Below are 13,105 nucleotides of genomic sequence, written 5' to 3' on the forward strand. Positions count from 1 at the left end.
GCGGCACCTGCCCCACCATGAGCCGGTGCCGACCCCCGACGCCGACGTCCTCGCCGGGTGGACGCCCACCCCGTTCACCGCAGCCGGTGCCACGCACGACGTCTACACGCGCGGGACCGGGCCCGGGGTGGTGCTGCTTCCGGAGATCCCCGGGATGACCCCGCAGGTGATGGGCCTGGCGAACCACCTGGTGGGCGAGGGCTTCACCGTCGCCGTCCCCTCGTTGTTCGGCGAACCCGGGCGCGGGCTCTCCGCGGGCTACGTCATGGGCACGCTCGCGAAGGCCTGCATCACCCGCGAGTTCGGGGCGTTCGCCCGCAACGCCGACCGCCCGATCGCCGAGTACGTCCGCGCGCTGGCCCGCTGGCTGCACGAGCGGGCCGGCGGGGCGGGCGTCGGCGTCATCGGCATGTGCTTCAGCGGGGGCTTCGCGCTGGCCTCGGCGGTCGAGCCCGCCGTGCTCGCCCCGATCGGCAGCCAGCCGTCGGTGCCGTTCCCCCTGGGCAAGGCCCGGCGGCGCGACCTGGGCATGTCCGGCCGCGAGCAGGCGGTGATCGCCGAGCGGGTGCGGTCCGAGGGCCTCTGCCTGGTCGGCCTGCGGTTCAGCGAGGACGCCGCGTCTCCCGGCGACCGGTTCGCCGAGCTGGAGAAGGCGTTCGGGCCGGGCTGGCGAGCGATCCCGCTGAACTCCGAGCCCGGCAACCCGCACGGCATCGGCAAGCGCGAGCACTCGGTGCTCACCAGCGCCGACGTCGAGAAGCCCGGTCACCCCACGCACGCGGCGCGCGCCGAGGTGACCGCCTTCCTGCACGAGCGCCTCGGCCCCGCAGCAACGTAACGATCCGCCCGACACGGATCGATGAAGATCACGGGAGGCTGCTTCTCGGTTCCTGCCCCGGCCGGTACGTTCCGAACTGATGATCACGTCCCGGTACGGGCCGCGGTCGGTCCTCCGGCGGCTCCGGCTACGGCTTCTGCCGGTGCCCAGCCAGGCGCTCGGCCTCGCCGTTCTCGTCGCCGTCCTGGCCGCGGCCCTGGTGTCCGGACCCCTGATGGTGGCCTCCGCCGAGCAGGGGGCCTGGCAGCAGGAGCGCGACCGGGTCGGGCAGAACGGCCTCGGCAGCACGTTCGGGTCCTCGACCCTGGTCGGCCGGCAGGTCTCGGCGCAGAGCCGGATCGCCCGCATCGGTGAACTCGACGACGCCGTCGTCGCCTCGGTGGCCGACGCCGGGCTGAACGCACCGGTGTCCCGGGCGACGCTGAACGAGGCGATCTTCACCGCATCCCCGCACGGCTTCGCCGACGTGCAGCTGTTCTTCGGGACCGGCGCCCAGGACGACGTCGAGATCGTAGCCGGCGCCCCGTCCGAGACCGGCGTCCTCATCCCCCAGGAACTGGCGCAGGCCGCCGGTGTGGGTCCCGGGCAGAATCTCGCCGTCCAGGGCGAGCACGGCGACCTCGCAACCCTCCAGGTGAGCGGCGTCTACACGACCCCGACCCTGCCGCTGGACCCGTACTGGGAGGGCCTCGGCTTTCTCTTCCTCCCCACCCTCACCCCGCTGGGCGAGCTGGAGTACCCGCCGGCGGCGATCCTGGCGTCGAAGCAGATCACCCTCGCGACGGCCCTGGCCGTCGACGAGGACGTGCTCGTCCAGTGGCTGGTGCCCATCGACGACGGCACCGACATCGCCGGGGCGCGCACGGCAGCCGACGACTTCGGGCGGTTGCAGGCCGCCATGGCCGATCCCGAATCGGCGGTCACCCAGCTGATCGCGGCGGAGGCATTCCCCCGACCCGCGCCGGAGTCGGCCCTGCCGACGTCGCTGGAGACGGTGGACCGTACCGTCGGCCTGCTCTCCCCGCCCGTCCGCGCGGTCGGGATCGGGGGTGGCGCGGCCGCGCTGGTGCTCGTGGGCGCCTGGGCAGGCCAGCGGATCCGGCGCCGCGAGGACGAGCTCCGCTCCCTCATCACGCGCGGTCTCTCCCCCGCCCGCGGCGCCGGCCAGGCCGCCACGGAGGCACTGCTGCCCGGCGCCCTCGGGCTGGCGGTCGGCGGGCTGGTCGGCTGGCTGCTCGTGCGCGAGCTGGGGCCGGCCGCCGACCTCGGGCCCGAGACTCTGCAGCGGTCCCTCGTCGCGCTGGCCGCGGGCGGCGTGGCCGCCCTCGCCGTCGTCGCCGGCGTGACTGCCGCCCGGCTGGCCCGGCTCGACCAGATCGGCCGCGGCCCGGCTGCCCAGCTGCTCGGCCGGGTGCCGTGGCTGGCGGTGACCGCCGCCGTCACGGTCGTCACTGCGGTGCCGCTGGTGACCGGGGGCTCGGAGACCGAGCGCGGCTTCGGCGTCCTCACGCTCGTGGTGCCGCTGCTGGCCACCGTCGTCGTCGCCGGCGTGGTCACGGCCGGACTGCCCCTGATCGGCCGGCGCGCCGACGCCCGCCTGCGCCGCCTGCCCCCGGGCGCCTTCCTGGCGGCACGCCGGGTGCTGGCCGGCCAGGGCGCCGCCCGACTCGTCGTCGTGACGACGGCGCTGTCGCTCGGACTCGTGGTCTACGCCGGGGCGCTGGCCGATTCCACCGCCCGCACGATCGCCACGAAGGCGTCCGTCGCCACTGGCAGCGACGTCGTAGCACCCGTGGCCCGCGGCGCCTCGGCCGACGGGCCCATCCCCGCCGGGGCCATGGTCGTCGGCGTCGAGAACGACGCCACCCTCGTGCCGGGCGACCGGCGGGCCGACGTCCTCGTCGTGCACCCCGAGCAGGTCGCCGACGTCGTGCGCTGGAACGACGCCCTCGCCGACCAGCCGCTGGACGAGCTGATGAGCGCCCTGGCCGACTACGACGGCGACCGGGTGCCCGTGGTCCTCGCCGGTGGCACGTCGGAGAGCGCCCTCGCGGCCACCGACGGCGGTCTCACCCTCGACTTCGAGTACTACACGCTGCCCGTCGACGTCGTGGCGCAGGTCGACGCCTTTCCCGGGCAGGGCTCCCGCGACGCGCTCCTGGTGGCCGACTGGGACCGCTACCTCGACGCCCTGGAGGCCGCCGACCGCGACCCCGATCTCGTGCTGAGCCGCATGGTGTGGGCGCGCGGCGAGCCCGGGGAGGTCGTCGACGCCCTCGCGACCGCCGGCTACGTGGACACCTCGACGGCGGACGTCGAGACGGCGGCGGAGTTCGCCGCCCGGCCGGAGCTGAACGCGCAGACCTGGGCGCTGTCCTACCTCCGCGCCGTCGCCCTCGCCGCCGGCGTCCTGGGCCTGGTCGGGCTGGCGATGCAGGCGATGGCCCAGCAGCGCCGGCGGACCGTGGCCGGCCTGCTGCTGTCCCGGATGGGGATGTCCCGCGGCGCGGCCGACCGGGCCAGCGGGCTGGAGATCGGCCTGCTGGCGGCGCTCGGCGCTCTGGTCGCGGCCGCCGTCGCGCTCCCGGCGTCCGCACTGGTGCTGCACCTGCTCGACCCGGTGCCGACGCTTCCTCCGGGTCCGCTGTTCGCGACACCGTGGCCGACCATCGCCGCCGTCGTCGTCGGGGTCGTCCTGGTGACGGTGCTGGGCGCCACCCTCGTCGGGCGCTCCGCGCGGCGGGCCACCGGAGGGCAGGTGATGCGCGATGCGACATGACGCCACCCCCGCGGCCGTCTGTGAGGGACTGGTCCGCATCTACTGGTCGCCCAGCGGCGAGGTGCATGCCCTGAAGGGTGTGGACGCCGTCGTGCCGGCCGGGCGGCTGACCGCGATCACCGGCCCGTCGGGCTCCGGGAAGAGCTCGCTGCTGCGGATCCTCGCCGCCCAGGACCGGCCGACCGCCGGGCGCGCGGAGGTCGCCGGTGCGGCGCTCACCGGGATGTCGGCGCACAAGCTGCGGGCGCTGCGCCGCCGGCACATCGGCTACGTCTTCGCCCGGCCGCCGCAGAACCTGCTGCCGCACCTCACCGCCCGCGAGCACCTGGCGATGGCCGGCAAGCTGCGCGGGGTCGCCCGCGCCGAGGTCGTCCGCGAGACCGCCGAGCTGTTCGACCTGCTGGGCATCGCCGACCGCGCCGAGCACCTGCCCGGCCAGCTGTCCGGCGGCGAGCAGCAGCGGCTGGCGTTCGCGCAGGCGGTCGTCGGCCGGCCCGCGCTGGTAGTGGCCGACGAGCCGACCAGCGAGCTCGACAGCGCCACGACCGCCGACCTGCTCGGCGCCGTCCACGAGCTGACCCGCACCGGCACCACCGTCGTCATGGCGACCCACGACCCGCTCGCCGCGGGCGCGGCCGACCAGATCATCCATCTGCGCTCGGGCACGGTCGCCCACGAGGAGGTCGGCGGACGGCGCCTGGCGGTCATCGACGGGGACGGCCGGGTCCAGCTGCCGGAGGAGGCGCTGCGCCTGTTCGCCGCCCGCCGCGTGCTCATCGACGTCACCGGCGACGGCGTCGTCCTGCGGGATCCGACATGAGTGACGTGCTGCGGGCCGACGACGTCCACAAGAGCTACCGCCGCGGGCGGGAGCAGGTACACGCGCTGCGGGGCGTCAGCATCGAGGTGCACCCCGGCGAGGTGGTGGCGCTGCTCGGCCGCTCGGGCTCGGGCAAGACCACGCTGCTCAACTGCCTGCTCGGCTGGGAGACCCCGGACCGGGGCTTGGTGCACGTCCCCGGCGCCGAGACCCCCGCGTCCGCGTCGTGGGCGACGGTCGCCGTCGTCCCTCAGCGGTTCGGCCTCCTCGAGGAGCTGAGCCTCGCCGACAACGTCGCGATGCCCGCCCGGCTGGCCGGGCTCGACGACCCGCGCGGGACGGCGCTCGGGGTGCTGGAGACCCTGCGGCTGGGCCACCTCGCCGACCGCCCGCCCGAGGAGGTGTCGCTCGGCGAGCAGCAGCGGACGGCGATCGCCCGGGCCCTCGTCGTCAGCCCGGCGTTCCTGGTGGCCGACGAGCCGACCGGCCGGCTGGACGAGGACCTGTCGGTGCACGTGCTCGCGACGCTCCGCGAGGTGTGCGCCGCGGCGGGCACAGGCGTGCTCATCGCCAGCCACGACCCCGTCGTCGTCGCCTCGGCCGACCGCGTCGTCCGCCTCAGCGACGGCCTCGTCGTCGACGACTAGTGCACCAACCGCCGAGGATCAGTCGAACTCGGCGCCGAAGGAGCCCGTCTCGACCTCGCCGACCCGCTCGTAGGTGAGCATCAGCGCGCCCGTGGACGACGTCGCCTGGCTGGTGAGCCGCCACACCCGCGGGATCGCCCCCTCGCCGAACAGCCGCTTCCCCTCACCCAGCACCACGGGGAAGACGACCACCCGCAGCTCGTCGACCAGGTCCTCCTTCAGCAGGGTCTGGATCAGGCCGGCCGACCCGTGCACCTGCAGCTCGCCGCCGTCCTCGGCCTTGAGCTTCCGGACAGCGTCCCCGACGTCGCCCTGGATCAGCTCCGCGGTCTCCCACTCGACCGCGTCGAGTCCGCGGGAGGCGACGTACTTCTTCTTGAAGTTGAGGCCCTGCGAGACCGGGTCGTCGCTGATCATCTTCGGCCAGGAGGCGTAGAAGATGTCGTAGGTGCCGCGGCCCAGCAGGAAGTCCTGGGCGCCGACGAACCATGCACTCATCTGCTCGCCCAGAGCCTCGTCGAAGTGCGGCACCAGCCAGCCCTCGTGGGAGAACCCGCCCGAGGGGTCCTCCCCCGGCCCACCGGGCGCCTGCATGACGCCGTCCAGGGTCAGGAACGTGGTGACGACGAGCGTGCGCATGGCTTCTCCCGAGGGGGTCGTGTCGATGTGCTCCTTGTACTGACGACGAACAGCGCCTCTCCTCATCGACACGCTCGCACAAACTTTCTCCAGGAAAGGCGCAGATCAGCCGATCACAGACCTATGGGCAGGCAGCGTTCGGACGCCGAGCAGCAGATCGCTGACCTGCTGCACACCGCGAGGAAGTCGCTGCGCCTCAGCGTCGCCTTCCTGAGCCGGCTCGACGGCACCACGCAGCACCTCGAGGTCGTCGACACTGCCGTGCCCGTCCTCTTCAAGGAGGGCTACCAGCAGAAGCAGGAACTCACGCTCTGCCAGGCGATCCTCGACAAGAAGATCCCGCAGGTCATCCCCGACCTCACCGCCTTCCCCGAGGCCATGAAGCTGCCGGCGGCCCGCATGCCGCGACTGCGCAGCTACGTCTCGGTCCCCGTCGTCCTCAGTGACGGCTCCCTCTACGGCACCTTCTGCGCGGCCGGCCTGACGACGGACAAGGACCTGAGCAAGCGCGACAAGGGCCTGATGGACGTCCTCGCCGCGGCGGCCGCAGTGATCATCGAGCCCGAGGTGCGCTCGCAGGAGCGGCGCTCGGAGATCGGTGACCGGCTCGGCCCGGTCATCGCCGACGGCGGGCCGGTCGTCGCGCTGCAGCCGATCGTGGACCTCGCCACGGGCGACCGCGTGGGCGCCGAGGCGCTCAGCCGCTTCCCCGCGGACTGGGGCATGGCACCCGACGTCGTCTTCGCCCAGGCGCACAGCATCGGCCTCGGCCACCGGCTGGAACTGCTCGCGCTGGAGCAGGCCGCCGCGCACCTGGACCGCGTCGGCGGCTACATCGCGATGAACGTGTCCCCAGCGACCCTGCTGACGCCGGAGTGCGGCGAGCTGCTCGCCCGGCTGCCCCTCCCCCGGGTGCTCCTCGAGCTGTCCGAGCACGACCAGGTGGAGGACTACGGCACGCTGAACGCCGCGCTCCGGCCGTTCCGGGCCGAGGGCATGCGGCTGGCGATCGACGACGTCGGTGCGGGCTTCTCCTCGCTGCGGCACATCGTCGTGACCTCTCCCGACGTCATCAAGATCGACCGCAGCATCGTCACCGGGCTCAACTCCGACCCCGTGCTGACCAAGCTGGTGCAGTCGCTGGTCGAGTTCGGGCACGGCTGCCGCGTCCGCGTGGTCGCCGAGGGCGTGGAGACCGCCGGCGAGGCCGCCGCGCTGCGCACGCTCGGCGTCGACTACGGCCAGGGCTGGCACTACGGCCGGCCCGGCCCGCCCGAGGCCCTGAGCGAGGCCCAGTCGCTGCGCGTCCCAGCTCCGCGGCAGGAACTGCTGCGCTCCTGAGAGTTCCAGGACGCCGGAACGAAACGGGTGCGTTCCGTCACCATCCGGTTGCCGCCGACCTACCGACGGGTAACCGGCGCTCATGGCCAATTCAAGTACTGCTGCGCATTCGCACGAGGGGGAGCTCCGTCATGACCGACGGGCGAACCCGATGGGTGCCTACGTGGCCACCGCCGGCGTCGTCGTCTTCCTGATCGCCACCTTCCTGGACTGGGTGTCCACGCAGGACGACTCGGTGACCGGCACCGGCTACGAGACCGACACGACCATCCCGCTCGTCGCCTTCCTGGGCGTCGGCCTGGCGGCTGCCCTGCTCTACGCGCTGAACCGCGCTCGCGGCCGTCAGCACCGCGGTCTCTCGCTGACCACCATGGCCGCCGGTATCGCCGCGGCCGGTCTGGCGCTGAGCTACATCCTCGACGCTCCGGGCGCGCTCGAGCGCGGCGGCGACTACTCCGCCGAGGTGGGCACCTGGATCGCCCTGATCGGCGCGGTCGTCTGGACCGCCGGCGCGTTCCTGCTGGCCAAGGAGCCCGAGGGCGACGACGACTGGCACGGCACCGAGCGCAGGACCGGGCACACCGCCCACTGACGCACTGACCTCTGCGGTCCGCGGTGCAACTCGCGCGCCCGACCGCTGAACTCCACGGGTGTCCGTCCCGGAGCTACGACTCCGGGACGGGCACCCGTTTCCCTGTCAGCGCGGGAGCCGCCGCCGCTGGTGGGTCTTCGCCCCGTACATCGCCCGGTCCGCCCGGCCGATGAGCTCGTCGCCCGACTCCCCGGCCCGCCCGATCGCGACCCCGACGCTGACTCCCAGCGACAAGGGACCGTCCGGCCCCGGAAACGGACGCCCCACCTCGGCGGCGACGCGACGCACGAGATCGGCGAGCGCGGCCTCGTCCGGGGTCGGACAGAGGATCACGAACTCGTCCCCGCCGAAGCGCGCGACCAGGTCCGCCGGACCGGTCAGTGCGACCAGCCGGGCAGCGACCTCGGCGAGGATCCGGTCGCCGACGGCGTGCCCGTGCTCGTCGTTGACCTCCTTGAACTGGTCGAGGTCGCAGAACAGCAGCGCGCAGCCCGGCCCCTCCTCCAGCCGCCGGTGCAGCGCGTCGAAGAGCGCCCCGCGGTTGGCGATGCCGGTGAGCAGGTCGGTCTGCGCCCGCTGGTGGAGGAGCTCCTCGCGCCGGCGGTCGTCGGTGACGTCCAGGCCCACGCAGGCGAGCGCATAGGGCAGCCCGTCGTCGTCGGTGAGCACGGTGTTGCGCATCGCCACGCGACGGCGTTCGCCGTCCCCGGTCAGCCAGTCCCCCTCCTGGGGGTGGGCGGTTCCGCTCGCCATGGCGCGCTCGACGGCGTCCTGGGCGAGGACGACGTGCTCGGGCGCGACGTAGACCTCCCAGAACTTCTCGCCCTGGAGGTCGTCGACCGAGCGGCCGGTGAAGCGCTCGAGGGCGCGGTTGGCCAGCAGGATGTGCCCGGCGCCGTCGATGATGCAGACCAGGGCATCGGTGGACTCGACGAATGCGCGCAACAGATCGTCGTCGAACCGGCCACCCGCCGAAGCGTGTCGCCGTGGTGGACACACGTGATCAACCACCCGTCGGCACTCCTGGTCCGCCGGCCTCCGCGCTGCGCTGCACGTCCGGTGCGGGCACGATACGGGGGACGGGATGGTTCCGCATACCAGGGCAACGGGGAAACGTCCGGCGCGTCACGGTCTTCGCCGCAATTCTTCCGCAGCAGGGCCCCGCGCGGTTCCGATCGGTCGCGTTCAGGTCTCGACGGTCGCCGTGGACACCTCCGAGTGCAGGACGAACGGGCACCCGCGGCAGGCCTCCCGGCCCACCTGGGCGAACCAGCGGCAGCTCCCGCGGATGCCGCAGGCCGGCAGCCGGTCGCCCGGATCCCCGTCGTCCTGCGACGCGACCACCCGGTCGGCGACGGAGCAGCGCCCGGCCTCGGTCCAGTTCGCGCAGCCCTGCTCGACGCACGGCTCGGCGAACCGGAAGCGTGCCTCGGGGAGCCTGCCCTCCTCCGCCCGGGCGACGAACTCGTCGTCGATCGGCGGCGGGGGACGCAGGTACGCGAGCTCACCGGAGCTGGTCACGATGCCCAGCAACAGGCTGCCCGGGCGGCACCGGCCGCTCGGGCAGGTGCACCCGCCCATGCCGGGCCGCTAGAACCGCAGGTCGGGGAGGTGGGCCACGATGCCGTCGGTCGGCCCGATCGGCGGGATCTTGCCGCCCAGGTCAGGCGTGAGCCGGTGCACCCGGTAGCCGGAGGCCACATCGATGCTCGCCAGTTCGACCAGCGCCGCCTTCTGGACGGCGAACCGGATCCGCTCGGCTTCCTTCTCGTCCAGGTCCAGGCCGCGCAGTGCCACGCGGAACTCGAGATCCCGTTCCTTCGCCACGTCCGTCCCCCTCCGTCGCGCCGCCCCGGACGGGACGACGGAGAAAACGCTCCTCCTGCCCACCGGCGTCGTCCAGGGGTTCGGCGACGGCCCGGTCTCGCAGGAGGCGCGGGGACGGCGGGTCAGTTCCGGCCCGCCGCCAGCGTCGGGTAGTCGGTGTAGCCCTCGGCGCCGGCGGCGTAGAAGGTCGCCGGGTTGGGCGCGTTCTCCGGGTGCTCCCCGGCCCAGCGCTCGACCAGGTCGGGGTTGGCGATGACGAGCCGGCCGACGGCGACGGCCTCGGCGTGCGCTTCGCCGATCAGCCGGACCGCCTCGTCGCGCGTGGTGGGCGAGGAGAAGCCGCTGTTGGCGATCAGCGGGCCGTCGAAGCGGCGGCGCAGGTCCTGGACCAGCTCGCCCGAGGGCTCCTTGTGCAGCACGCTCAGGTAGGCCAGGCCGAGCGGGCGCAGCCCGTCGACCAGGGCGTCGTAGGTGGCCCGCACGTCGTCGGGGTCGGTCTCGAGGACGCCCTGGATGTTGTGCTCGGGCGAGATGCGGATGCCGACCCGGCCGGCGCCGATCGCCCCGGCGACCGCCGTGGCGACCTCGACGACGAACCGGGCGCGGTTCTCCGGGCTCCCGCCGTACACGTCGTCCCGCTGGTTGGACGCCGGGGAGAGGAACTCGTGCAGCAGGTAGCCGTTCGCGCCGTGGATCTCCACGCCGTCCAGACCCGCGGCGACGGCCCGCTCGGCCGCGGCGACGAAGTCGGCCAGCGTCGCCCGCGCCTCGTCGGTGGTCAGCGCGTGCGGGACGGGGAAGGGGTGCGTGCCGGTCGGCGTGCGCACCGCGCCGTCGATGGCGATCGCGCTGGGAGCGACGATCCGGCCGACGCCGTTGATGTCGGGGTGGGAGACGCGGCCGGAGTGCATCACCTGCATCACGATGCGCCCGCCGCGCGCGTGCACCGCCTCGGCCACGCGACGCCAGCCCTCGACCTGCTCGTCGGTGACGATGCCGGGCTGACCGGGGTAGGCGCGCGATTCCGCGTTCGGGAACGTGCCCTCGGTGATGATCAGGCCGACGCTCGCCCGCTGGGCGTAGTGGTCGGCGACGAGCTCACCGGGGACGCCGGCGTCACCGGAACGCAACCGGGTCAGCGGCGCCATGACGACGCGGTTGGCGAGTTGGAGGTCCCCGAGGGAGACGGGCGCGAACAGGTCCATGACGGCGGCAACCGGGTTGCCCCGCGCAACCATTCCGGAACGGGTCCGGATGCGTCGCTCGTCACGTCTCAGGCGACGAGGACGGCGTCCCGCTGGGCGGTCCCGGCCAACCGGGCATACCGGCCGTCCTCGGCCATGAGGTCCTCGTGGGTCCCCTGCTCGACGATCCGGCCGGCGTCGAGGACGACGATCCGGTCGGCGTCGCGCACGGTGGACAGCCGGTGGGCGATGGTGATCGTCGTCCGGCCGCGGCTGGCCTCGTCGAGCGCGGTCTGCACGGCCCGCTCCGTCTGGTTGTCCAGCGCGCTGGTCGCCTCGTCGAGGACCAGGACCCGTGGGTCGCGCAGCAGCGTGCGGGCGATCGCCAGCCGCTGCTTCTCGCCCCCGGAGAACCGGTGCCCGCGCGCGCCGACGACCGTGTCGTAGCCGTCGGGCAGGGCGGTGATCAGGTCGTGGATCTGCGCGCGCCGGGCAGCGGCGGTCATCTCGTCGTCCGTGGCGTCGGGGCGGGCGTGCCGCAGGTTCTCCCGGATCGTGCCGTGCAGCAGGTAGGTCTCCTGCGAGACGACGCCGACCACCCGCGCCAGGTCGGCGAGCGCCAGGTCGCGCACGTCGACGCCGTCGATGAGCACGCGCCCGGAGGTGGGGTCGTTGAGCCGCGCGACCAGCGAGGCGAGCGTGCTCTTGCCGGAGCCGGTGGCGCCGACGAGCGCCAGGCTGCTGCCGGCGGGCACCGTGACGTCGATGTCGCTCAGTGCCGGGCGGGGGCCGTCCGGGTAGCGGAAGCCCACGTGCTCGAAGCGGACCTCGCCGCGGACGGCGGCCGGGTCGACCGGCACCGGGGCGATGGGGTCGTCGATGTCGACGGGCAGGTCGAGGTACTCGAACACCCGGCTGAACAGCGCCATCGAGCTGGTCAGCGTGACGCCGAGGTCGAGCAGGCCCATCAGCGGCCGGAACAGCGTGCCCTGCAGCGCGGTGAACGCGACCAGGGTGCCGATCGTCATGCCGCCGGAGGTCGCCGGGAAGCCCGCGGCCAGGTAGATGAGCGCCGGGATGCCGGCGAACACGATGCTCATGGTCGCCATCCGCCACCGGCCGGCCAGCTGCGAGCGCACCTCGAGGGCGACCAGGTCGTGGGACGTGCCGGTGAACCGCTGCGACTGCGCGGGCCCGGCGCCGAGGGTCTTGCCGAGCAGCACACCGCTGACCGAGAGGCCCTCCTCGACCTGGGAGTGCAGATCCGCGAGGTGCCGCTGACGCTGCGCGGTGATCGTCCGGCGCATCCGCGCGACGCGGCGGGTCAGCCAGATCGCCGGCGGGAGCACGACGAGGGACAGCAGCGAGAGCCGCCAGCTGAGTGCCGCCATCGCCACCGCCGTCCCGATGACCGTGGTGGCGTTCGAGGCGGCCGACGTCGCGGTCGAGGTGACGACCGACTGCATGCCGCCGATGTCGTTCATCAGCCGCGACTGCACCTCACCGCCCTTGGTGCGCGTGAAGAAGCCGAGCGACTGGCGCTGCAGGTGCGTGAAGACCGCCGTCCGCAGGCCGTGCATGACCCGCTGACCGACGGTCGTCGACAGCCACGTCTGGACGACGCCGAAGACCGCCGTGACGACGGTGACCGCGAGCATGCCGCCGACCGCCCAGACGAGCAGCCGGACGTCCTGACGGGGGAGCGCCTCGTCGATGACCATGCGCACGAGGAAAGGGGTGGCCAGCGCGACGGTGGAGCTGGCCACGATCAGGGCCACCACCACCGAGAGCTGCCACCGGTAGGGCCGGAACAGGCCGGCCACCCGGCTCCAGCGAACGGGCGACCGCTCGAGCTGGGCCTTGTCGGCCGGATCGGGGTTCCTGGAACCACCCTCGCGACCGCGGCCGTTCTTCGTCGTCATCTCGTCGATGCCGACCACCTCCTGAGTTCGAATGCTGAGGTTACCTCACGGTGTGGTAACCACGCAGCTCCCGCTACGATTCCCGGGTGGCGGACGACGGGACGGCCGAACTCGGGGACCTGGTGATGCGGGTGGCCCGGACGCAGCGGCGGCGCTTCCGGGAGGTCCTGGCGCCGTGGGACCTCTCCCCGCACCACGCCCGCGCGCTCGCGGTGGTCGTGGGCCGGGACGGCGTGCGGCTGACCGACCTGGCCGAGGCGCTGCACATCGCGCCCCGCTCAGCGACCGAGGTGGCCGACGGCCTGCAGGAACGCGGTCTGGTCGAGCGGACCCCGGATCCCGGCGACCGGCGGGCGGTGATCCTCCGGCCGACCGCCGAGGGACGGCGCATCCGCGCGGAGATCGACGCGGCCCGGGTGGCCGACGCGGCCCAGCTCTTCGGGCGGCTCCCGGCCGCTGATCGAGCGGAACTCGCCCGGATCCTGCGGGCCCTCGCGGACTGACGCGGGGCAGGAC

General features: G+C 73.7%; 13 protein-coding genes. 7 read left to right on the forward strand and 6 right to left on the reverse strand.

The window, feature by feature from the left end; all coding sequences use genetic code 11:
* The first annotated feature begins 25 nt into the window (after positions 1 to 25).
* The 4 genes from E4P38_RS17370 to E4P38_RS17385 all read left to right on the forward strand — a co-directional run bounded on the left by E4P38_RS17370 (position 26) and on the right by E4P38_RS17385 (position 5,084).
* Positions 26 to 838, forward strand: a complete 813-nt coding sequence (locus tag E4P38_RS17370; protein WP_135133212.1) for a dienelactone hydrolase family protein — start codon at positions 26 to 28, stop codon at positions 836 to 838.
* 79 nt (positions 839 to 917) lie between these two features.
* On the forward strand, positions 918 to 3,617 hold the full coding sequence (locus tag E4P38_RS17375; RefSeq protein ID WP_135133213.1) for an FtsX-like permease family protein: 2,700 nt from the start codon (positions 918 to 920) through the stop codon (positions 3,615 to 3,617).
* Positions 3,607 to 4,437: an ABC transporter ATP-binding protein gene (locus E4P38_RS17380; protein WP_135133214.1), complete on the forward strand. Its 831-nt coding sequence runs from the start codon at positions 3,607 to 3,609 to the stop codon at positions 4,435 to 4,437. The genes E4P38_RS17375 and E4P38_RS17380 overlap by 11 nt, the downstream gene beginning before the upstream one ends.
* A complete protein-coding gene (locus E4P38_RS17385; protein ID WP_135133215.1) occupies positions 4,434 to 5,084 on the forward strand; it encodes an ATP-binding cassette domain-containing protein in 651 nt (216 codons plus the stop codon). Before E4P38_RS17380 ends, E4P38_RS17385 begins: the two co-directional genes overlap by 4 nt.
* Before the next feature lie 18 nt (positions 5,085 to 5,102).
* On the opposite strand, the gene E4P38_RS17390 is transcribed toward E4P38_RS17385, so the two are convergent.
* On the reverse strand, positions 5,103 to 5,723 hold the full coding sequence (locus tag E4P38_RS17390; protein ID WP_135133216.1) for a dihydrofolate reductase family protein: 621 nt from the start codon (positions 5,721 to 5,723) through the stop codon (positions 5,103 to 5,105).
* 123 nt (positions 5,724 to 5,846) lie between these two features.
* On the opposite strand from E4P38_RS17390, the gene E4P38_RS17395 reads away from it, so the two are divergent.
* Together E4P38_RS17395 and E4P38_RS17400 are read left to right on the forward strand one after the other, a co-directional pair.
* Positions 5,847 to 7,064 carry an EAL domain-containing protein gene (locus tag E4P38_RS17395; protein WP_135133217.1) on the forward strand — a complete coding sequence of 406 codons (1,218 nt, stop codon included), beginning with the start codon at positions 5,847 to 5,849 and terminating at the stop codon, positions 7,062 to 7,064.
* Positions 7,065 to 7,227: 163 nt separating this feature from the next.
* Positions 7,228 to 7,656 carry a hypothetical protein gene (locus tag E4P38_RS17400; protein ID WP_209309161.1) on the forward strand — a complete coding sequence of 143 codons (429 nt, stop codon included), beginning with the start codon at positions 7,228 to 7,230 and terminating at the stop codon, positions 7,654 to 7,656.
* A gap of 105 nt (positions 7,657 to 7,761) precedes the next feature.
* On the opposite strand, the gene E4P38_RS17405 is transcribed toward E4P38_RS17400, so the two are convergent.
* The 5 genes from E4P38_RS17405 to E4P38_RS17425 form a co-directional block, all read right to left on the reverse strand.
* Entirely contained in the window at positions 7,762 to 8,601 is an 840-nt protein-coding gene (locus E4P38_RS17405; protein WP_245161105.1) for a diguanylate cyclase, read from the reverse strand.
* A 240-nt stretch (positions 8,602 to 8,841) separates the two neighbouring features.
* Positions 8,842 to 9,177 (reverse strand): hypothetical protein, encoded by a 336-nt coding sequence (locus E4P38_RS17410; protein WP_135133219.1) that lies wholly within the window; start codon positions 9,175 to 9,177, stop codon positions 8,842 to 8,844.
* Between the two features lie 69 nt (positions 9,178 to 9,246).
* Positions 9,247 to 9,483, reverse strand: coding sequence for a hypothetical protein (locus tag E4P38_RS17415; protein ID WP_135133220.1), 237 nt, complete (start codon positions 9,481 to 9,483; stop codon positions 9,247 to 9,249).
* A gap of 122 nt (positions 9,484 to 9,605) precedes the next feature.
* On the reverse strand, positions 9,606 to 10,688 hold the full coding sequence (locus E4P38_RS17420) for an alkene reductase (protein WP_135133221.1): 1,083 nt from the start codon (positions 10,686 to 10,688) through the stop codon (positions 9,606 to 9,608).
* Between the two features lie 68 nt (positions 10,689 to 10,756).
* A complete protein-coding gene (locus tag E4P38_RS17425; RefSeq protein WP_280791094.1) occupies positions 10,757 to 12,607 on the reverse strand; it encodes an ABC transporter ATP-binding protein in 1,851 nt (616 codons plus the stop codon).
* A gap of 68 nt (positions 12,608 to 12,675) precedes the next feature.
* Here E4P38_RS17425 and E4P38_RS17430 point away from each other — a divergent pair, with 68 nt between their 5' ends.
* A complete protein-coding gene (locus E4P38_RS17430) occupies positions 12,676 to 13,092 on the forward strand; it encodes a MarR family transcriptional regulator (protein ID WP_209309162.1) in 417 nt (138 codons plus the stop codon).
* Positions 13,093 to 13,105: the final 13 nt, after the last annotated feature.

It is taken from the genome of Blastococcus sp. CT_GayMR16, assembly GCF_004570875.1.
Lineage (GTDB): Bacteria > Actinomycetota > Actinomycetes > Mycobacteriales > Geodermatophilaceae > Blastococcus_B.

Bases quoted from the DNA above. Each gene is read 5' to 3' on its own strand.
- E4P38_RS17375 (WP_135133213.1), top strand. From the start codon at position 918: ATGATCACGTCCCGGTACGGGCCGCGGTCGGTCCTCCGGCGGCTCCGG.
- E4P38_RS17380 (WP_135133214.1), top strand. From the start codon at position 3,607: ATGCGACATGACGCCACCCCCGCGGCCGTCTGTGAGGGACTGGTCCGC.
- E4P38_RS17385 (WP_135133215.1), top strand. From the start codon at position 4,434: ATGAGTGACGTGCTGCGGGCCGACGACGTCCACAAGAGCTACCGCCGC.
- E4P38_RS17390 (WP_135133216.1), bottom strand. From the start codon at position 5,723: ATGCGCACGCTCGTCGTCACCACGTTCCTGACCCTGGACGGCGTCATG.
- E4P38_RS17395 (WP_135133217.1), top strand. From the start codon at position 5,847: ATGGGCAGGCAGCGTTCGGACGCCGAGCAGCAGATCGCTGACCTGCTG.
- E4P38_RS17420 (WP_135133221.1), bottom strand. From the start codon at position 10,688: ATGGACCTGTTCGCGCCCGTCTCCCTCGGGGACCTCCAACTCGCCAAC.